Source organism: Konateibacter massiliensis (assembly GCF_900184995.1).
Lineage (GTDB): Bacteria > Bacillota > Clostridia > Lachnospirales > Lachnospiraceae > Lachnotalea > Lachnotalea massiliensis.
Map to the genome: position 1 here is coordinate 659226 of NZ_LT860098.1, position 20050 is coordinate 679275.

The 20050-nt window shown below is 41.7% G+C and carries 18 protein-coding genes, 5 tRNA genes and 1 riboswitch; of the genes, 2 read left to right on the forward strand and 21 right to left on the reverse strand.

All coding sequences use genetic code 11. The annotated features are described in order from the left end of the window. Position 1: 1 nt before the first annotated feature. Positions 2-199: a helix-turn-helix transcriptional regulator gene (locus CTY48_RS04245; protein WP_099467266.1), complete on the reverse strand. Its 198-nt coding sequence runs from the start codon at positions 197-199 to the stop codon at positions 2-4. A 178-nt stretch (positions 200-377) separates the two neighbouring features. Here CTY48_RS04245 and CTY48_RS04250 point away from each other — a divergent pair, with 178 nt between their 5' ends. Continuing rightward, positions 378-1670, forward strand: coding sequence for a glycoside hydrolase family 27 protein (locus CTY48_RS04250; RefSeq protein WP_099467267.1), 1293 nt, complete (start codon positions 378-380; stop codon positions 1668-1670). Between the two features lie 129 nt (positions 1671-1799). Here CTY48_RS04250 and ribH read toward each other — a convergent pair whose 3' ends face one another. The 19 genes from ribH to CTY48_RS04345 form a co-directional block, all read right to left on the reverse strand. Further along, the gene (ribH, locus tag CTY48_RS04255) at positions 1800-2264 is read right to left on the reverse strand and encodes a 6,7-dimethyl-8-ribityllumazine synthase (RefSeq protein ID WP_099467268.1); all 465 of its coding nucleotides are present in this window, start codon (positions 2262-2264) and stop codon (positions 1800-1802) included. 11 nt (positions 2265-2275) lie between these two features. Beyond that, positions 2276-3481, reverse strand: coding sequence for a bifunctional 3,4-dihydroxy-2-butanone-4-phosphate synthase/GTP cyclohydrolase II (locus CTY48_RS04260; RefSeq protein ID WP_099467269.1), 1206 nt, complete (start codon positions 3479-3481; stop codon positions 2276-2278). 13 nt (positions 3482-3494) lie between these two features. Further along, positions 3495-4142, reverse strand: coding sequence for a riboflavin synthase (locus CTY48_RS04265; protein ID WP_099467270.1), 648 nt, complete (start codon positions 4140-4142; stop codon positions 3495-3497). Beyond that, on the reverse strand, positions 4124-5230 hold the full coding sequence (gene ribD, locus CTY48_RS04270) for a bifunctional diaminohydroxyphosphoribosylaminopyrimidine deaminase/5-amino-6-(5-phosphoribosylamino)uracil reductase RibD (RefSeq protein ID WP_099467271.1): 1107 nt from the start codon (positions 5228-5230) through the stop codon (positions 4124-4126). The genes CTY48_RS04265 and ribD overlap by 19 nt, the downstream gene beginning before the upstream one ends. 346 nt (positions 5231-5576) lie before the next feature. Next, a riboswitch (FMN riboswitch) is annotated at positions 5577-5690 on the reverse strand. Between the two features lie 279 nt (positions 5691-5969). Continuing rightward, on the reverse strand, positions 5970-6527 hold the full coding sequence (locus CTY48_RS04275) for a hypothetical protein (protein WP_099467272.1): 558 nt from the start codon (positions 6525-6527) through the stop codon (positions 5970-5972). Positions 6528-7133: 606 nt separating this feature from the next. Further along, positions 7134-7206: transfer RNA gene (locus CTY48_RS04280), tRNA-Gly, on the reverse strand. Positions 7207-7237: 31 nt separating this feature from the next. Continuing rightward, positions 7238-7308, reverse strand: a tRNA-Gly gene (locus CTY48_RS04285). A 23-nt stretch (positions 7309-7331) separates the two neighbouring features. Next, positions 7332-7404: transfer RNA gene (locus tag CTY48_RS04290), tRNA-Phe, on the reverse strand. 91 nt (positions 7405-7495) lie between these two features. After that, positions 7496-7924, reverse strand: a complete 429-nt coding sequence (locus tag CTY48_RS04295; protein WP_236354725.1) for a cytidine deaminase family protein — start codon at positions 7922-7924, stop codon at positions 7496-7498. 10 nt (positions 7925-7934) lie between these two features. Further along, positions 7935-8525 (reverse strand): DNA-3-methyladenine glycosylase I, encoded by a 591-nt coding sequence (locus tag CTY48_RS04300; RefSeq protein WP_099467273.1) that lies wholly within the window; start codon positions 8523-8525, stop codon positions 7935-7937. 186 nt (positions 8526-8711) lie between these two features. Continuing rightward, positions 8712-8798: transfer RNA gene (locus CTY48_RS04305), tRNA-Leu, on the reverse strand. A 23-nt stretch (positions 8799-8821) separates the two neighbouring features. Continuing rightward, a tRNA-Tyr gene (locus CTY48_RS04310) sits at positions 8822-8903 on the reverse strand. A gap of 242 nt (positions 8904-9145) precedes the next feature. Continuing rightward, positions 9146-11236, reverse strand: coding sequence for a glycoside hydrolase family 13 protein (locus tag CTY48_RS04315; protein ID WP_099467274.1), 2091 nt, complete (start codon positions 11234-11236; stop codon positions 9146-9148). Between the two features lie 455 nt (positions 11237-11691). Further along, on the reverse strand, positions 11692-12027 hold the full coding sequence (locus CTY48_RS04320; protein ID WP_099467275.1) for a hypothetical protein: 336 nt from the start codon (positions 12025-12027) through the stop codon (positions 11692-11694). Positions 12028-12070: 43 nt separating this feature from the next. Then, on the reverse strand, positions 12071-13654 hold the full coding sequence (locus tag CTY48_RS04325; protein ID WP_099467276.1) for a DEAD/DEAH box helicase: 1584 nt from the start codon (positions 13652-13654) through the stop codon (positions 12071-12073). Between the two features lie 235 nt (positions 13655-13889). After that, positions 13890-16412, reverse strand: a complete 2523-nt coding sequence (locus CTY48_RS04330) for a hypothetical protein (protein ID WP_099467277.1) — start codon at positions 16410-16412, stop codon at positions 13890-13892. Beyond that, the gene (locus CTY48_RS04335) at positions 16409-17578 is read right to left on the reverse strand and encodes a class I SAM-dependent methyltransferase (RefSeq protein ID WP_099467278.1); all 1170 of its coding nucleotides are present in this window, start codon (positions 17576-17578) and stop codon (positions 16409-16411) included. The genes CTY48_RS04330 and CTY48_RS04335 overlap by 4 nt, the downstream gene beginning before the upstream one ends. A 163-nt stretch (positions 17579-17741) precedes the next feature. Next, positions 17742-18233, reverse strand: a complete 492-nt coding sequence (locus tag CTY48_RS04340) for a hypothetical protein (protein ID WP_099467280.1) — start codon at positions 18231-18233, stop codon at positions 17742-17744. 66 nt (positions 18234-18299) lie between these two features. Then, positions 18300-19052, reverse strand: coding sequence for a YwmB family TATA-box binding protein (locus tag CTY48_RS04345; protein ID WP_180272633.1), 753 nt, complete (start codon positions 19050-19052; stop codon positions 18300-18302). 160 nt (positions 19053-19212) lie between these two features. On the opposite strand from CTY48_RS04345, the gene CTY48_RS04350 reads away from it, so the two are divergent. Continuing rightward, positions 19213-19524 carry an MGMT family protein gene (locus CTY48_RS04350; RefSeq protein WP_099467282.1) on the forward strand — a complete coding sequence of 104 codons (312 nt, stop codon included), beginning with the start codon at positions 19213-19215 and terminating at the stop codon, positions 19522-19524. A gap of 108 nt (positions 19525-19632) precedes the next feature. On the opposite strand, the gene atpC is transcribed toward CTY48_RS04350, so the two are convergent. Then, complete coding sequence (gene atpC, locus CTY48_RS04355) at positions 19633-20040, reverse strand: ATP synthase F1 subunit epsilon (protein ID WP_099467283.1); 408 nt, start codon at positions 20038-20040, stop codon at positions 19633-19635. Between the last annotated feature and the right edge of the window lie 10 nt (positions 20041-20050).

The following is a 20050-nucleotide window of genomic DNA, read 5'->3' on the forward strand; positions in this document are numbered from 1 at the left end:
ACTATTCCTCCTCATAAATAAATATTTCTTCGATTGACATGTTAAAAAATCTTGCTATCTTAAATGCTAGCTGAATGGAAGGATTGTACCTTCCCTTTTCCAAGGAACTGATTGTCTGCCTTGACACCTCTAATTCACTGGCTAGATCTTCTTGGCGAATTCCACGTTCCTTTCGGATTTCCTCCAAATTATTTTTCACGCCGTCTCTCAACTCCTTTTATTTTTTGTAAAGTTAACTTTACATTTACTATAGCTCTATTTTTTATATATGTCAAGTATGCTTTACATTTTTTATATAAAAAAATACATTTTAATCTTTCAACAGCCCAGATATAATAGATTTATAACAAAATAATCACAACGCAAAGGAAGGGCTTATGAACAAAAACAATTTTGCCAAAACTCCGCCTATGGGGTGGAACAGCTATGATTATTACGATACCACCGTCACCGAGGCAGACATAAAGAAAAATGCCGACTATATGGCGGCAAATTTATTGCAATACGGCTATGAATATGTCGTGGCGGATATTGAATGGTATGCCTACGATGCCGGAACAAAGCGGGACAAGCACCAGTACATCCCTTTCTCTCAGTTTGAAATGGATGAATTTTCAAGACTTTTTCCCTGCCTCGACCGTTTTCCCTCCACGGCAGACGGAAACGGCTTCAAACCTCTGGCAGATTATATCCACGGACTGGGGCTGAAATTTGGTATTCACATTATGCGCGGAATTCCTCGGATGGCGGCACATATGCACTCTGCTGTGAAAGGAAGCACACAGACTGCCAATGAGATTGCAAACCCTTACAATATCTGCCCTTGGAATCCCGACATGTACGGGCTTCTTCCAAACGAGGAGGGCTCTCAGAAATATTATGATTCTTTGCTGGAGCTATACGCTGAGTGGGGCGTTGACCTGATTAAATGTGATGATATTTGCAGAATGGATATGCCTTCCGCCAAAGAGGAAATTAAAATGCTGCACAAAGCCATTGAAAAGTGTGGCAGACCTATTGTTTTAAGTCTTTCTCCTGGACCGGCACTTCCAACCGAGGCATGGACTTATGAAAAACACGCAAATATGTGGAGAATTACCGATGATTTATGGGATAATTGGGAATCTCTGCTGCACATGTTTGAGCGGTGTGAGATATGGCAAAACCATGTATCAGAGGGAAACTGGCCGGACTGTGACATGCTTCCTGTGGGATATCTGGGAAAGGGATTTGGAAAAGAGCGAAAGTCCAATTTGACCTTAGCCGAGCAGCAGACCATGCTGACGCTCTGGTGCATCTTCCGCTCACCGATTATGCTTGGCTGCGAGCTTACAAAGCTCGACGACGAGACGCTAGCCATTCTTACCAATCAGGATGTATTAAGACTTCTTTCTCATTCACAGGGTGCAAGGCAGATTGTGAGAGATAAAAAACACGCTGTCTGGTGTACAAAGAGCACTGAGGATAACACTGTCTATGTGGCACTCTTTAACCTATCTGAGGAGGCGGCAAATGTTTCACTTTCCTTCGAGGAATTGAGCGCATCAGGCTATGAAATTACAGGCAGACATGCGGTTGAGCTTTGGAGCAAAAAAACCTTGGCACCGGCGGACAATGAATTATCCTGCGAAATAGAAGCGCACGGTACAAGGCTTTTTCGTTTTATGTAAAGTGAATTGAACTTATTAAAAAGGTGTGAGCTTTACTTACACTTTGCGCCCTCGCGGATTACGAAGCAACCACTTCTTCTCCGCGAGGTGCGCATAATATTTTTTTCATAGGAAATTCGAAGAAATTTCCTATGATATCTGGCGCATCAGATTGACCATCTCAATTGCACCAAGTGCACAGTCATATCCCTTATTTCCCGCCTTCGTTCCTGCTCGTTCAATTGCCTGCTCAATATTTTCAGTCGTGACAACACCAAACATAACCGGGATGGTACTTTCAAGGGATACGTGCGCAATCCCCTTGGAAACCTCACTGCACACATAATCATAGTGGCTTGTGCTTCCTCTGATGACCGCTCCAAGGCAGATTACAGCATCATATTTGCCGCTCTTTGCCATCTTGGATGCAATCAAAGGGATTTCAAAAGCGCCCGGCACCCAAGCAAGGTCGATGTCCTCCTCCTTCACCTCATGGCGCTTTAAACCGTCAAGAGCACCGCCGATCAGCTTTGACGTAATAAACTCATTGAATCTGGATGCTACAATTCCAATCTTGATTTCCTTTGCAACTAATTTTCCTTCATATACCTTCATTTTTTTCTCTCCTATTCGCTATAATTTAATAAATGTCCCATTCTTTTTTGTTTTGTTTTTAAGTAAAATAAATCATGCGCCGTAGCTTCCATCTGGATTGGCACGCGTTGTACAATATCAATACCGTAATCAGAAAGCTGATAAACCTTATCCGGGTTATTTGTGAGGAGACGCATTGTTTTTACATCTAAGTCCCGTAGTATCTGTGCTCCTATGTAATACTCCCGCAAGTCTCCCTGAAAACCCAAGGCAAGATTTGCCTCAAGCGTATCCATTCCCTGTTCCTGAAGCTCATAGGCACGTAATTTATTAATCAGACCGATGCCCCTTCCCTCCTGTCGCATGTACAACAGAATTCCTCTTCCCTCCTTTTCAATCTGCCGCATTGCCGCCGCGAGCTGTTCCCCGCAATCACACCGCAGAGAACCAAACGCATCTCCCGTCAGACATTCAGAATGAACTCTGCACAATATATTTTCCCCGTCTCCGATCTCACCCTTTACCAAGGCAATGTGATGTTCTCCATTCAATTGGTTTACATAAGAATATGCTTTAAAATCTCCATATTTGGTAGGCATAGCAGTGATTGTTTTGCGTTCCGCAAAGGTCTCATGTCTCTTTCGATAATCCTGCAATGCTTGAATCGTAATAAATTTAAGCTTCCACTTTTCTGCCAACTTCTTAAGCTTCGGCGTTCTCATCATCGTGCCGTCCTCGTCCATGATTTCACAGCAAAGTCCGCATTCCTTCAACCCGGCAAGTCTCATCAAATCGACCGTTGCCTCTGTATGTCCTGCTCGCTCCAGCACGCCGTTTTCCTTTGCCAACAGAGGAAACATATGCCCCGGTCTCCTAAAGTCCTCTGGTCTTGCCTCGTCTTCGACGCTTCTGACCGCGGTAACGCTTCGCTCCGCAGCGGAAATCCCCGTCGTTGTATCCACATGGTCGATGGATACAGTAAACGCCGTTTCATGGTTGTCTGTGTTTTTAGAAACCATCATAGGGATTTGCAGTCTGTCTGCTAATGCTTCACTCATCGGCATACAGATTAGTCCTTTGCCGTGTATTGCCATAAAATTAATATTTTCCGTTGTTGCAAATTGGGCAGCACAGATAAAATCTCCCTCGTTTTCCCTCTCGGCATCATCGGTCACAAGAATAATTTTTCCCTTTTTAAGCTCCTTCAGAGCCTCCTCCACTGTGTTATATTCAAACATGTCTTACCTCCTTTTAATATCCGAATTTTTCCATAAACTCTTTTGTTATACGACTCTTTGGCTTTTCCTCTGCTTTTGGCTGCATAAATTTTTCAATATATTTTCCTATGATATCATTTTCCAGGTTTACCGTATCTCCTACCACCTTCGCAGACAGTGCAGTCGCTTTTGCCGTATGTGGGATGACGGATACCTGAAAACAATCCGTATACGCCCTTGCCACCGTGAGGCTGATACCGTCGATTGTGACAGAGCCTTTTTCTACGATATACCTCATAATGGCAGGTTCGGCTTTCACGGTGTACCATATCGCGTTATCCTCTTTTTCAATCCTTACAATTTCGCCGGTTCCGTCAATATGTCCTGACACGATATGACCGCCAAACCTTCCGTTTACGGGCATCGCCCTTTCCAGATTTACAAGACTTCCCTGCTTTAATGCAGAAAGTGACGAGCGGTTCAGGGTTTCCGGCATGACATCGGCAGTAAACGTATGATTTGTAAATCCTGTGACAGTCAGGCAAACCCCGTTTACCGCAACACTGTCTCCCAAATGTAAATCGGAAAAAATCTCCTCTGCCTGTATCGTCAAGACAATAGATTTCATACCCTTTTTGATATCCGTTATTTTCCCTACCTCCTCTATAATTCCTGTAAACATGGGTATTCGACCTCACTTTCTATCAACATATCTTCACCAAGCCGCATAACAATACTGTTTTTTAATAAAAATGCATCCGATGGCTTCTCTACACCCATTCCGCCTACGGGAGTTTTGGCATTCTCGCCCCCAAAGAGCTTTGGAGCTATGTAGCAGCACACTTTGTTTACGATTCTTTCGTTTAAAGCCGACCAGTTAAGTGCCGCCCCCCCTTCCAGCAAAATACTGTCAATGCTTTTCTCTCCAAGTCTTCTCATCAGCTCTGGCAAATCCAAGTGTTTGCCCTTTGGAGGAATTGCAAGCAACTCACAACCTGCCTGCTCATAAGGCTTCCACTTTTGCAAATCATTACAGGATGTGGCGATTATGGTTGGTATCTCTTTTGCCGTGACAATTACCTGTGCTGTCAGTGGCGTTTGAAGACTGCTGTCGCATATAACTCTGACCGGATTCACACCACCCTCCATGCGGCAGGTCAGCAAAGGATCATCCAAAAGCACCGTTCCAACTCCTACCATAATTGCCGTATGATTATGGCGCTCCTGCTGCACATGTGCTCTTGCTGTCTCTGCTGTAATCCACTTCGACTTTCCACTGAACGTTGCAATTTTCCCGTCCAGTGTCATCGCATACTTCATCGTTACATATGGCATTTTTGTCTTGATAAAGTGAAAGAAAACTTTATTTAACCGCTCACACTCCTCCCTGCATACATGTTCAACCACCTCAATACCATGTTCCCGCAATATCGCAATCCCCTTTTGGGATACAAGGGGATTCGGATCAAAAGAGCCTATGACCACCTTTTTTATTCCGCTCTCGATAATTGCGTCAGTACAAGGAGGCGTTTTGCCGTAATGGCAGCAAGGCTCCAGCGTCACATAGAGCGTCCCGCCCTTTGGCGACACGACACAGCTATTTATGGCATTTCGCTCCGCGTGCGGGCTCCCGTATTTTTCATGAAAGCCCTGCCCTATCACAGCTTTGTCCTTCACTATAACAGCTCCCACCAAGGGATTTGGACTTACGAAGCCTCTGCCTTTTTTAGCAAGCTCGATTGCCATTTTCATATAATCTTCCTGATGCATAAGTTCTCCTTTCTTTTTAGGATTTTTTGAATTTGGTTTATTATGAACAGCGCTGTCTTCCACTTGCATTCGCGCGCATAATATAAAAAGCCTTGAACATAAATTCAAGGCTTAGAGTTTGAGATAATTTTGTGTTGAAAGCAGTGCAAAAAATCCGATTTCCTGTGTAGAGCAAAGTATGAGATTGCTCTCGCTCCCCCGCAGGCTGCGAAACAACCATTTTCTCTCCACACAAATACATATGATATTTTTAATATCACAGGGTATTCCTATGATACAAAAAAAGCTCTGAAATGATTCACCATTCCAGAGCTACAAAATCAAACATATGCGACTGCACATTATCCTATTTCTTCTTTCATCCAGACTATACTGTCGGCTTCGGAGTTACACCGAATCAACCTTGCGGCTCGTGGGCTATACCACCGGTAGGGAATTACACCCTGCCCTGAAGATCTTATATTCAATTGTTTCGACTATATCACGTTACAATCCTTTTGTCAAGAAAACACAAGATGCATCAGCACCATTGTTGATAATATCGTTACTGTTCACTGGGCAGTATCCCGCGAAGTCAAAATTGTGTATTTACACAATTTTATGAGGACGGCAAGCGTCAAATCACGTTTTTGGTAATTTGTGTACATCATATTGCTGTGAACACCACAAGTGTGAACAGTAACATAATATCTTTATATACCACACATGATTATCTCCTACCAGACTTCATATGGTTAAATTAAATAGAAATATCAATCTCCTTCTTTAGCTTGTAAGTATAAATAACTTTTTCATCCATTGGTGAGTCATCTAATTCTTTTAATACTGCAATACGTTTTAATAACTCCAGTGGTTCATAAACGTTTCTGGATATTTCATTCAATTCCTTCGTACTCATATTCTCAATGGTTGCCCTTACTGACGCAATTATATTTGAAATATTAATCTCTGTTTCAACTGGAAGTCCTTCCATGGAAGCGCAGGAATAATCAATAAATTGTCCCTCTTGTGCATTCGTATCCACTCCGTCATTGATATAACTCGTATTTCCGGCCTCTATTGCAGAAAAATCAAAGCCTTTGTGACTCTTCGGTCTAAGCATACTTTTTGCAAGCTTTTCAAAAGCTTCTGGATTCTTCCATAATAAATATTCTAAGTCATCCATAATTATCGTTCTACCGCTTCGATAACGTTCATATATCATTTTAACTCTATCATCCGCTTGAAAATTTAATATTGTACGGACATGGAAACCTTTCCCAACCTGTGTTTTTTCACTGTACTCTTTTTCGTTCATACTGAAACCTCCTTGTTATTACATTGTAAATCCTTTTACAATAGGAAACCCAATTACGTACACTTGGTTTATTTAGTATATATATCGGCTATTCATTCAAAAACCATAATACTTTAGTACCATATTTCTTGCCACAGATTGGGTTAAAATCAATATATTTTGTGTGAATTGTTTTACCTTTTAAAGATGAAGCTACATAAAGGCTGTCATTTAATCTTGAAAAACGACTTGACTAAATTAATAATGGGGAATAGAATAAAAGAAAAATATCCAGAATTCTGAAACAAAGCAACAAAATACACGATAAATAATTAATTAACGGATTTATATGAAGGAAACACACTATTCCAAGAATATCAAACGCTTATTAACATAGTAGTAGCTTCTACTATATTAATGTCCATACCCGTTGCAGCCTATGGTGGTAACTTTAGTTTTAATCTTACTTTTAACTCAAATGATGAAATTAGAAATTTATTATTAGAATTAAAAAAACAGGGAAAAACAATTTTAATAACCAAAAAATGGATTTAGGTATGGTTATTAATAGAATTTAAATAATATTAAAAAATCTTGCTTCCTCACAAGAAACAAGATTTCAAAAAGAGCGATAGACGAGACTCGAACTCGCGACCTCCACCTTGGCAAGGTGGCGTACTACCAACTGTACTACTATCGCATATTTAATTATACCGCCAAGTATTTGGCTAAGCGGGTGATGGGAATCGAACCCACGTATCTAGCTTGGAAGGCTAGTGTTCTACCATTGAACTACACCCGCATATATGGAAACGTTGCTGTGAATGCCCAGAGCCGGAATCGAACCAGCGACACGAGGATTTTCAGTCCTCTGCTCTACCGACTGAGCTATCTGGGCGAACATCCATCATTTCCTACTTCGCTAGCAACATGATAAATTTTAACAGAAATACGCGTTTGTGTCAACCCTTTAAAAATATTTTTTCTGGCTATTTCTGCCCCGCCCTTATCCAGCCCCACCAATGCGGTATCAGCTCCTCAAGGCGAACTGTCTTGCGAATATCGTAGTCTGCCATGATTTCCATATCCTTGTTCTTGGTCGAAAGCTGCATAAAAAACTCCCTGCATGCTCCGCATGGCATACCGCCCTCTCCCTGCGGTGCCTCATCACGAAATGCAATAATACGCTTTACAACCGTTTGTCCGGTATTCATGTACATATTTAAAGCCGCGACGCGCTCTGCGCACAAATCCATCACGCCTGCCGCACTCTCAATACAGAAGCCGGTAAAAATCTGCCCATCCTCTGCCTCCAAAGCACAAACAACATGATGTGCGTAAATGAAAGGCGAGACCTCAACGGGATTGTACTGTTCCTTTGCTGCCAAATATAATTTTTCCCAAATATCCATATCCATCTTAGACTCCTCATTCCTCAACATATCTTATATTCCCTCTCTTTATAATTTCCTCATACATCCAGCATTTACGCTCATGGTCGTTAATGATGCCGCAAGCCTGTAGATGGGAATACACAGTAATCGACCCTAAATATTTAAAGCCACGCTTTTTTATGTCCTTGCTCAGCCTGTCAGAAAGCTCATTTCTGGCGACTGCCTGTCCGTTTTGATGTTTTTTGTATACGAGCGTCTGATTGTCCGTATACGACCAGATATATGCATCAAAGCTTCCAAATTCCGCAATAATTTTCAAAAAGCACTTTGCATTGTTTATAATCGCTTCAACTTTTCTTCTTGACCTTATCATGTTCTCCGTGTTCATTATCGTTTCAATTTTCTCCTCATCGTACTGTGCAACAAGGTTAAAGTCAAAATCGTCAAAACACTCTCTGAAAATTTCTCTTTTTTTCAACATCATCATCCAGTTCAACCCGCACTGCATGACCTCCATTGATAAAAACTCAAAATGCCCCCTGTCGTCGTGCAGCGGCGTTCCCCACTCCTCATCGTGATATTTCTGTGCAAGCCCTTCGTCACAGCACCAATCACATCTCTCCATATTTCACTCCTCCTTCTCCTGTAACATGACACCTTAATCCTATGATGAAAAAAGAATGTGTCTTGGCACATTCTCCGCGCCCGAGCGGGTTGCGCAGCAACTACTTCCACTCCGCGAGGTACACATAATTTCCAACGATACAAAAAAAGAAACATGACATCATGTCATATTTCTTTCTCAATTTACTGCCGGCAACCGGAATCGAACCGGTACGGGAGTATAAGTCCCGCAGGATTTTAAGTCCTGTGCGTCTGCCAGTTCCGCCACGCCGGCATGGATATTAGGAAATATCCCACTGGATGGAGAAGGATTCGAACCTTCGAAATCGTCGATAACAGATTTACAGTCTGCCCCCTTTGGCCTCTCGGGAATCCATCCATTTTTATATATGAACAGGGCTACTTGGTTGCCCAAATCAGTCCTGACAATATATAGTTATAACATAAGCAAAATAAAAGTGCAAGCACTTTTTTGGAATTAATCCAACTTTTGTAACAGTTCAGCCATGCCATTCATAATGTGCCAGAATATGCAATTTAAGCAACTATATTACCAATTGGCAAGCACATTATTCATGCAGGGCGTCTGCCCTATAGAAATAATTCTATAGGGCTGAACTATTACAAGTTTTTAAGCACCATCGCACTTCGCGCCGGAAGCATGATTCTCAGGTAATGTCCGTCCATTTTGTAATAGAAGTCTTCCTGCGTATATCCATCCTCTGTCGTAAGCATAATACGCCTCAATCTTGAGTTGTACAGCAATCCGATTTCCCATGCCGGAACCTCAGCCTTCCTCGCTTGCACATCATTGTTTACTAGGATAATCATCTGCTCTGTCTCGTCAAATCTTCCGTAGGCAATCACATGCTTCTCACCTGCCAAAAACTTGATGGAGCCATGCTTTAGTACCGGATAGCTCTTGTGAAGCGCAATTGCCGCCTTGTGAAACTCAATCAGCTCCATGTCCTCCGCGCCCCATGGATAGGTCCGCCTGTTATCCGGGTCTGTGAAGCCGCAAACTCCTGCCTCGTCTCCATAGTAAATGGTCGGGGCACCCGGCCAAGTCATTTGAACAACAACAGCCTCGCGGAGCACACTCTTGTCCACACCTTCATTTGCCGCCTCAGGCTTGTATTTTCCGACTCTTCCCACAATTTGGTTTGTTCTTGTCAAAAAGCGAGAGTGGTCATGATTTGACAATTCATTCATTGCAATCTGAAGTGACGATCCGTTAAAGCTTGCCATATGGTGTCTCATAGCACCAAAAAAACTTCCGGCATTTCCCTTTAAATCATCCCGGTAATCATCGCTGTGTTTTTCCATGCCTGTCAAAAACCATGTAAGAGGCTCCATAAAGGCGTCATAGTTCATAACCGTATCCCACTCGTCACCAAGCAGCCATTCCTTCGGATCACCGTAATGCTCGGCTAAAATAACGGCATCTGGATTACTTTCCTTCACCGCTTTCCTGAAATCCTTCCAGAAATTATGGTTAAACTCATTGCTGTGTCCCAAATCCGCCGCCACATCAAGACGCCAGCCATCCACGTTGAATGGCTCTGACACCCATTTCCTGGCGATTTGAAGAATATATTCATACAGCTTAGGTGATTCCTCGTAATTTAGCTTAGGAAGGGTGCTATGCCCCCACCAGCCGTCATATTCAGTATTATAAGGCCATGAATTGTTGGAAGAAAACTTAAAAAAGCTCCTGTAAGGGCTGTCTGCCGATATATATGCTCCCGCTTCATAGCCCTCCGCATTCTCATAAATCCGTTCCCTATCCATCCATTTATTAAAAGACCCGCAATGATTAAACACGCCATCCAGAATAACTTTCATTCCGTTTTCATGTGCCTTTTCTACAAGGCTTGCAAAAAGCTCATTGCTTGCCTCCAAATTGCTTTTATCCGTAACACGCCTAATATATTTCGTTGCCTTTTGATTGTTGGCATCGTCATAATAGAGACAGTTTCCTCCGTCATTCACAATTTTGCCAAAATGCGGATCAATATAGTCATAATCCTGTATGTCGTATTTGTGGTTAGACGGGGATACAAACAGCGGATTAAAATAAATAACCTCAACTCCCAAATCCTTGAGGTAATCAAGCTTATCCATCACACCCTGCAAATCTCCGCCATAGAATTCTCTTACACCCATGACCTCCGGATATTTGTTCCAATCCTCCACCTTCGTGACTCCATCCTGGATATAGATATATTCCCTGTTTTCCACATCATTGCTTTTATCTCCGTTATAAAAGCGGTCGGTAAAAATCTGATACATAACCGCACCCTTTGCCCATTCGGGCACAGAAAAGCCAGGTATCACAGAAAAGGAATATTGTTCCTGAATATCCTTCGTAACACCAATTTTGCTGAAATATACTTTTATTCTTCCGGTAACGATTTCAAAATAATAAAAAACAGTCTCTTCTTCCACATAAACTTCCGTCTCGTAGAAATCAAATACTCCTTTTGTCTCGTATCGGCTCATCTCATATTTATTATTCCCTGCCACAAGATAAACTGCATCAAGGTTATCTCGTTCTGCACGGAAACGAATTGTAACATTTGAATTGACCGGCGGTTCAACCGGCGTACGGTATTGCATCGTCTCATCAGAAAACAATGCGTTCCGATTCAAGGCAGGTCTCATCTGTGCCAGATATAGCTGCCGTTGAATGATATCTTCTATGCTATCCATAATAGGCTCTCCTCTTTCTGAATATACAGATATTACTTATATTTTATAATATCTTGTACTAATATACAAGGAATTTTGCGGAAATGAAGAAATAAGGTTCACTGGTTAGGCTAATTACACTTCAGCCATGCCATTCATAATTTGTCGGATTGAGCACATTTATAAAAATATATGTATTCCGACAAATTAAAAAGGACAGCCTTTCGATCTGCTGTCCTTTTTAGGAGAAGGTATTTCTTTTTATGGGGGTGTAGCAAAAAACTATATAATGTATTGGGGGGTTTTACAATAATAATTATAGCACTGCGGCTAAAATAAGTGTGCACAAAGATTTGTTTTTTTGACATTCTTTTTTATCTAATCTTTATATTGAAAGCAAACGTTTGCACTTTTTTTGCCGAAATATTGACCAGTGCTGTCAAAAAATCGGCTTTCTTCTTATATATGCGCTTTTATTAATAAAAACATGCCACACCAAAACCAATTACGCCGCATACCAGACAGATGACTTCCAGTATCTTCTCCACAACCGGATGAATAAAGTAAGCCAACTTGTCATGCTTCTTAAACTGAAACCATTTATGAAAGGCTATGATGTCGTACACGACTACGCAGATTCCTACTCCGACCTGCTGAAAGAGGATTACGTTTTTCATCCAATCGGCATATTCCTCATTGCCCGCTGTGTTATTAAACAGCGCAATCAATTCAAATATAATATACAATCCGGTAAATACAATCGCCGTAAATTTGTAATTATCAACCTTACCACTCTTACCTTCTACAATCATCGTTTCACACCATACCCTTTCCCTAAAATTCTTTTATATCCTTTTATTTTTGGTTCGCCGGTTCAATGTTAATGTTTTTACCCTTAATTTTTGAGTTTTCCATCGCTTTTAAAACCTCGGAGGCATACTCACGCGGGACTTCTACAAATGTATACTTATCATACATATCAATTGAGCCTACCAGCTTGCCCGGCATACCGCTCTCACCCGCAATGGCACCAAGGATATCGCCCGGACGAATATTCTGCTTCTTACCGATGTTGATAAACAGACGAACCATTCCTGCCTCTGCTCCGGTATTTCCAAAATCAAAGTCTTTTTCATGGTCTTCCTGCTTCTCGCCCAATGCAAGGGAAAGAAACGCTGCTGCCACGTCCATGGAGGTATAATCCTCTTCATTCAAGTGCTTCTCAATAATATCAATCATGGAGGTTAAATCCTCAGTCTCGATAATATTGGATATTCTCTCCAGCACCTTTTCCATCTTCGTGCTCTTTACATCATTTACGGATGGGATTGGCTGTGCCATAATCTTTGTCTTGCAGTATCTCTGAATATCCTTTAGCTTGTACACTTCCTTGCCTACAACAAAGGAAAATGCCTTTCCTTTTTTTCCGGCTCTTCCCGTTCTTCCGATACGGTGTACATAATACTCGTCATCCTGCGGTAAATCATAGTTAAAAACGATATCTACGTCATCTACGTCGATTCCTCTTGCCGCTACGTCAGTGGCAATCAAAATTTCCGTTTTACCGTTTCTAAAGCTGTTCATAACACGATCTCTCTGGGACTGCTTCAAATCACCGTGAAGTCCTTCCGCAAAATAGCCTCTTCCCTGCAGACCGCTTACCAACTCATCTACCATTCTCTTTGTATTACAGAATACAACGGACAGCTTCGGATCATAAATATCCAGCAATCTGGACAATACCTCTTCCTTGTTTTTCGCCTTTACCTCATAATAATACTGCTCAATATTCGGTACCGTCAATTCCTTTTTTACTACCTTAACTGTCTGTGCATCTTTTTGATAGGTCTTCGCGATATCCATAATTGCCTTTGGCATTGTCGCAGAAAACAATACAGTCTGTCTATCCTCTGGAATCTCCTTTAGGATTGTCTCAATATCCTCACGAAATCCCATGTTCAACATCTCATCTGCCTCATCAAGCACGATGGTATGAATGTTTTCAAATTTAACCGTTTTACGTCTCATATGGTCCATAACACGTCCCGGTGTACCGATTACAATCTGTGTTCCCGCCTTTAAGGAACGAATCTGCTTCACAATATCCTGACCGCCATAGATTGGTACAATTTTTAATCCGTGCATAAACTTTGAAAGACTTCTCAGTTCCTCTGCAACCTGTATTGCCAACTCTCTCGTAGGACATAGAATAATTTCCTGTAAACATTTCTTTTTTACATCTACTTTTTCTAAAAGCGGAATACCAAATGCCGCTGTTTTTCCTGTTCCTGTCTGTGCCTGACCAATTACGTCGCCGCCTGCCATCACAACCGGTATCGACTTCGCCTGAATTGGAGTAGCCTCCTCAAATCCCATTTCCGTAACTGCTCTTAATATTGCATCCGATAGTTCTAATTCATCAAATCTAACTGTTTCCATTTATTCCAAATTCCTTTCCTGATTGTATAAAAAAAAGCTCTAATACACTATGTATAGGGCTTAACTTAATTTCAACTTATTATATACAGTTCTTAAGACAAAGCAAATCATAACAGACTAATTATACCTTATGCTTCCTGCTTTGTCAAATAGTTATTCTCTATTATAAGCAGAAAATAATGCCAAAAAGCTCTGCCTTTTTGCAAAGCTTTTTGGCACTTTATTCCTTATTTCATTATTCACTTTTTATATAGGTCAGATAGGAACCTCCGGTTGACTCAAACTCATTTGTGCTGTCATTCATACCCATCTTATATATTTTGCCCGTCTTCGGATTCATAACACTGATATTCAATTCATCGTAGCCTATGATAAGTACTCTTGTGCCGTCACTCAGCCTTGCTATAACCGGCGCTCCTTCACTTACATAGTAAAGGGCGGCGCTTAGAGATGCATTGGAAAGCTCAATTGTCCTTCCTTCCACATGCTCCTTCAAAATAGAAGCAGCATTTTCTCCTCGATCCATCAGAGAGGCAGAATCCACATTCGTTCCCTCAAGCTCTAATATGGCATCTAAACATGCCGCAAGACTGTTTCCGCTTGTATCCTGTGTGGCTGTAATGCCGCTTATCGTCGTTCGGATAAGCCTGTTTCCTCGCTCCCACACATATTCCTGACTGTCATCCACCACCACGCCGTACAGGCTGTCTGCTTCATTCACTGCATCGCTCACATCCTGATAAATTCCGTGAAGCTGTCCTTTTCCGTACACATAATATTTCTCCTGCTGGTTTTTGGAGGCTTTCAGAGTAAGTGTAATATCACCCTTTGCAAGTATATGCTTCGGATTGATGATGGTTGGTTTCGTCTCATTTAAGTTAGTGCCAAATATCAACTGTATCTGTGTCTGCTTTATCTCTGTTGATACGGAGTTTTCCTTTGTCTTCCCCGCCACAATTTCCATGCTGTTCATAATGCTGTCATCTTCCACGTAGGAATAGCCGTCCTCGCCAAGCGTTGCTCTTGTCAGGCGTATAACATTTCTCTGTATGTGAGCGTCCACAATATAAATGCCGTCAACCTGATACTCTTCGACCATATTTCCCGCATTATCCTGTATGCGGATACAATACATCGGAAACAAAGCGGCTCCTGTTGAATCCGTCCCGATATCCTCCGCTTTCGCTACCCCATAGATAAAATCATCACCCATAAAACCAATCGGCATCACTCGCTCATCTTCTCCGACTGAAACTGTATTTCTCTGTCCGCTTGACAAGCTCATGATGATAATATCCGTGGAACTTACCGCATCTTCTCCGTTCTGCCAAGTAATAATACTGTTATCCGCAGAAAATACATAGCTGTCCGGGCTATCCTTACTGATTATCTCCTGATAGCTTTTCTCGGTTAAATCCACACAGTAAATCGCATTATCCACATCAATATACATCTCATTTTGCTCATTTAAGTAGGCAAACCGCTCCACCGATTCCTTTAATATCTGATAGGATTTCGTGGATGGAATAAACACACTTTCCTCCAAAGCATTCAAATTGCTGTTGTAGGTAAACACGTCGATGCCTACCTGCCCTTCATGATCTCCCCGTGTCATATAGCCATACACAAGAAAAGATATATTTCCCTCATCGTTGACATCCATAATTTTGATATCATACTGGCTGTAATTTTCTCTGGAATCCAGAACATTATCCTTTAGGCTGTAAAGCCTTACCAGCTTATTTTCCGCTATGTTGACGGAGTACAGCTCCCCCTCCTGAACAAAGGCAACCATCTTACCGCTGCTGTTTTCCTTAAACTGAACCGCACTGTCTCTGATTCCGAGCGTCAGACGATTATCTTTATAAATCAAATTCTCCTCATCAAAAATCTGATTCATTGTCCTCTCAAAATCCAACAAGTAAATACGCTCCTGAGTATATCTAATTCGATAATATTCCTCTACGTTATAGTAATCCTTTGTATCATCCTCATTCTGAACGGCAACAACATAATCCAGCACAACGCCAGCCGTTTGCTTGTCAATCTCTTTAATCTGAGGGATAGGAACACTTGCCTGTGTTACATTCAAGCTTCCCCATGTCACCTGCTCAAACTTGGAATTGATATTCACCTTATGGAAGCTGCTGTTATCGCCGCTTGAATTTGATTCGAGATAGATGACAAGGTCCTCGGCTGCCACCTTATCAAAAGTCTTCTCATTGAATTCCTTTACAAAATCCAGTTTCTCCGTCACGCTTAGATTATCGCCTTTTACAATTCTTGTGTAATAATTTATGTTCTCATAATTCTTCGTACTGATGACAATTTTAAGTATATACTCCTTGTTTTCCTCAAGGAGATTTTTGATATTCAGGGTTGCGCTGACGGTATCATTACTTTCCTTAAAGTCCTCCACTTCTGTCTGTTCCACAAGCCTTGTCGTATCAAGGCTTCTCACCTCGTAAGAAATCTTTTCTATCGAAGCTCCATAATTTTTTATCGTAATCGGCAGTGCCAGCCCTTCCGGAAGCGGTGTTATCGTATCGCGCATATAGTTTGCATCCATCTGCGTCGTATATCCGTGAAGCTCATTTAAATCCTCTTGATAGCTTGTCACATACAGAATGGGAAGCGTGGGCTCTGCAATAGTCGTAATCTGATCTTCATCTTCTTTTCCCCGAAATACGGTTAAAAAATATATTCCAATCAAGAAAACGACTACTAATACAGCTCCTTTTAAAATAGTCTTTCTCATGCTTGTTCTCCCACCCTTTCTTCTGTCAAAAGCTTTTCAAGTGTCGGAGTTACTCCCAGAAATTCCTTGCATGCCTTATAATTTTTTAAATCATTTACTGTTTTTTCCTCTTTTACAGCCCTTATCAATATATTCTTAGGCGTGTGCTCCATATCGATAAACTCTAATATCTGCACCTTGTATCTCTTGCTCTCCAACAGCTCGGCACGCAAAGCATCCGTTACAAGTGCCGCGATTCGCTCCTTGATAATCCCATGCTTAAATACAGGCCCCAATATATCATTGTTAATCTGTCTGTTCAATTCATGCTGGCAACAAGGCACGGAGAGAATTACCTCTGCCCCCCACATAACCGCCTTTTCCAAGGCATAATCTGTCGCCGTATCGCAGGCATGAAGCGTCACAACCATATCGACGCTGTCTACACCTTCAAAGTTGGCAATATCACCCTTATAAAAGCGCAGCTTCTCAAAGCCATATTTTTCACTGAGCTTGTTGCAGTTATCTATGACATCTTCCTTTAAGTCCAAGCCAATGATTCTCACATCCAATCCGTTCAACACCTTTAAATAATAGTACATGGCAAAGGTGAGATAGGATTTTCCGCAGCCAAAGTCGATAATTTTAACCTCCTTTGTCCTCGAAAGCTTCGGAAGTACGTCCTCCACAAACTCCAAAAACCGGTTAATCTGCTTGAACTTGTCATATTTTGCTTTAACAATCGTTCCTTCTTGTGTCATAACGCCCAAGTCCACGAGAAATTCCACCCGTTTTCCCTCCGGTATGACATAACGCTTTGTCCTATTATGAGTCAAAGCTGTAATATCTCTGGTCCCTGCTGATGCATTAAGCTTTTTTTGTATCGTCAGCTTTCCTTTTTTGCTTACCAGCACCGTCGCATTCATTTCATTATGCTCCAACTGAAGCTGCTTGAAGTTTTTTGTTATATTATTAACAATCTCTTCCTGCATAAATTCAACCTTATAATTCTTATGAAGCACTTTCGTACCTACATAAATCGTCTCCTGGAACCACAATTCATCCCGCAGCAAAATCGGTCTCACCACGATTTTGGAGGGACCTTCGCTTTCCTTGGGGCTGCTGATTATAATTCTGATTAATTCCGCATCTAAGCATTTATTTAGCAATGTAATTAATTCTTCCATGTCTTCCACCTTATTAAATATAGTCACGGCATACTGCCATGACTATATTTTAATTCCTTTATTGTAAAACCTCAACCTTATTTTGAATCTTTATAGATTCGTAAGATGTCAAAATCAGTACAAAGCCTTTTTGACAGCCTAGTTTAGACAACCATGTATCACCTTACCAATATAACCTTCTGCGGCATCTGTTATGTCTACATCTTCTCTGAAAAATCTCATTAAACAATAATACATCTATTAAATCTCTGGTCGGACCTCCACCGCAGGAGCCGCCCCTGCATTGATTTCTGTGGGATACCGGTGGTCGATAGTGGAAACCGTAGTTCATCATATAAATATCGTCTGCATCCGGCTCTTTTTCTTCCTCTTCCACTTCCTCCTTGACTATCTGATTGTAAATGTCTGTTCCGATTTTTCTGAGCCCCAGCCTATCCGGATATTCATCAAACATAATACTGCCTTCGTATTCCAGCTTATCACATTCTTCCTCCACAAGAGCCTGAATTGTTTTTGCCTGCGTCGGAAAAAGGCTTTTCATATATTCCGTATCTCTCTCTAGCAAGTCTTCCTCGCCTGTATCAGCCGGAAACCGCATGCCTGCGTAATAGGGCATTTGTCCATATCCATAGGGCATATAGCTTCTATAATCCATATATACTCCTTTATTTTTATCATTATACAATACTATATGCATTTTGCAAAGATTGGTGCGTAACCACTAGTAATCCTCACTAATTAAAGGAGTTGACAGGTAGACATAGGTTGCGTCCTCCTCCTCATTATAGTTCATCGCTAGACTGACATTTATTTTTTCGCCTCCAACCTTTTTATATTCGCTTATATACTTGCTGTAGCCATAAATGGTATATAAATCGTCAGTTCTCTGCTCCGTCACAATATTTGTATCCATATTTTCAAGCAAGGTATCCGCAATTACGTTTCGCTCCTTGACATTAAGCCCTTTTGGGTATTTTCCTTTGAGACTCAAGGTAACCTCTCCGGTTATCTGATTATTTTTTACAATATCTTCAAGCATATTTCGGTAAGCCAACGCACAATCTGCGGTATCAAGGAGCTTAATCTCTGCGAAAACATACTGAGTCACGTTCAGTACGCTGCCCTGCGCTTCCCCCTCCACCGTTATAAACTTAAGCGTTGTCCTTGCACGCTTTGCCTCTTTCGTCAAGGTCACCTCACCGCGCGCCTCTTCCCGGCTTTGTGTCAGCTCAAAGTTATCGTCAATTCCAAGCCCTTGTGCTATCTGCGCCAACAGCGCCTTTGCGCCTTCCGTTCCTAGATAATCTCCGGTGTATTCACCGTTTACACTTATAGTGCTCTCTTCATTTGAAAATGCAGGCTGGCTAAATGCCTCCACAATTTTGCTGTCATCCACAATATCTTGTTCTTTTAAGTGACTTATCCCCAAAAATATCCATATCGCTGCAATTAAAAATACCATTGTTTTCTTCATCAATAATCCCTCCATTTGGTGATGCTTCTAACTTGTTATTCCAAGTATTTACAGTTTGGGGGATTTTATACATTTCCCTAGGAAAAGCAGTGGCTATCTTCCATATAAGGTGGTAAAATGGGATTGATTACAGAAATGACCCAAAAGGAGACAAAATCACATGAATACCTTTGATAAAATATATGAAGTCGTCAAAAAAATTCCGAAAGGCTACGTTGCCTCCTATGGGCAGGTTGCCGCACTTGCGGGAAACAGGAGATGGGCAAGAGTTGTAGGCTATGCACTTCACTCCAATCCCGACCCGGATAACATTCCCTGCTACCGCGTTGTCACGAAGGACGGAAAGCCTTCTGAAGCCTTTGTGTTCGGTGGTGTAAATGAACAAATTGCCTTGCTTGAGGCGGACGGCATCGAATTTGTTGATGGCTGCGTTGATATGAAAAAATATCAGTGGGATATACCGATGTATTAAAATGCAGTCACGTAGTGATATCTTCCACTTGCATTCGTGCGCATAATATAAAATAAGACCGAAAATTCTCTCGAATTTCCGGTCACTTATCTGTCAAGACACATTCCTTTATTTATCTCCAAGCTCAATACGGGTCAGGGCTCTTCGAAGCGCCATCTCCGCACGCAGAGTATCAACATCCGAATCCTCGCTGTTCAATGCTCTTTCTGCTCGGATTTTTGCCTCCTTCGCCCGATTGATGTCAATCTCCTCAGGCCACTCTGCCACCTCCGCAAGAATTGTCACTTCTTCCTTTAGAATTTCAGCAAAGCCGGAGTAGAGTGCCGCACGCTTTACCTCTCCACCCTTCTCCGTAATTTTTATGATGCCCGGCACCAAGATTACGGTAAGGGGGCTGTGTCCCTTATAGACACCGATTTCGCCCTCCGTTGTTTTCAACTCTATCATAACGGCATCGCCTTCATAAAATATTCGGTCAGGGGATAAAATTTTTAACTGGAATACCTTTTCTGCCATTTGCCTTCCC

Bases quoted from the DNA above. Each gene is read 5' to 3' on its own strand.
- CTY48_RS04320 (WP_099467275.1), bottom strand. From the start codon at position 12,027: ATGATTGTAGAAGGTAAGAGTGGTAAGGTTGATAATTACAAATTTACG.
- atpC (WP_099467283.1), bottom strand. From the start codon at position 20,040: ATGGCAGAAAAGGTATTCCAGTTAAAAATTTTATCCCCTGACCGAATA.
- CTY48_RS04325 (WP_099467276.1), bottom strand. From the start codon at position 13,654: ATGGAAACAGTTAGATTTGATGAATTAGAACTATCGGATGCAATATTA.
- CTY48_RS04250 (WP_099467267.1), top strand. From the start codon at position 378: ATGAACAAAAACAATTTTGCCAAAACTCCGCCTATGGGGTGGAACAGC.
- ribH (WP_099467268.1), bottom strand. From the start codon at position 2,264: ATGAAGGTATATGAAGGAAAATTAGTTGCAAAGGAAATCAAGATTGGA.
- ribD (WP_099467271.1), bottom strand. From the start codon at position 5,230: ATGCATCAGGAAGATTATATGAAAATGGCAATCGAGCTTGCTAAAAAA.
- CTY48_RS04275 (WP_099467272.1), bottom strand. From the start codon at position 6,527: ATGAACGAAAAAGAGTACAGTGAAAAAACACAGGTTGGGAAAGGTTTC.
- CTY48_RS04265 (WP_099467270.1), bottom strand. From the start codon at position 4,142: ATGTTTACAGGAATTATAGAGGAGGTAGGGAAAATAACGGATATCAAA.
- CTY48_RS04335 (WP_099467278.1), bottom strand. From the start codon at position 17,578: ATGGAAGAATTAATTACATTGCTAAATAAATGCTTAGATGCGGAATTA.
- CTY48_RS04345 (WP_180272633.1), bottom strand. From the start codon at position 19,052: ATGAAGAAAACAATGGTATTTTTAATTGCAGCGATATGGATATTTTTG.
- CTY48_RS04260 (WP_099467269.1), bottom strand. From the start codon at position 3,481: ATGTTTGAATATAACACAGTGGAGGAGGCTCTGAAGGAGCTTAAAAAG.
- CTY48_RS04315 (WP_099467274.1), bottom strand. From the start codon at position 11,236: ATGGATAGCATAGAAGATATCATTCAACGGCAGCTATATCTGGCACAG.
- CTY48_RS04340 (WP_099467280.1), bottom strand. From the start codon at position 18,233: ATGGATTATAGAAGCTATATGCCCTATGGATATGGACAAATGCCCTAT.
- CTY48_RS04330 (WP_099467277.1), bottom strand. From the start codon at position 16,412: ATGAGAAAGACTATTTTAAAAGGAGCTGTATTAGTAGTCGTTTTCTTG.
- CTY48_RS04300 (WP_099467273.1), bottom strand. From the start codon at position 8,525: ATGGAGAGATGTGATTGGTGCTGTGACGAAGGGCTTGCACAGAAATAT.
- CTY48_RS04350 (WP_099467282.1), top strand. From the start codon at position 19,213: ATGAATACCTTTGATAAAATATATGAAGTCGTCAAAAAAATTCCGAAA.
- CTY48_RS04295 (WP_236354725.1), bottom strand. From the start codon at position 7,924: ATGGATATGGATATTTGGGAAAAATTATATTTGGCAGCAAAGGAACAG.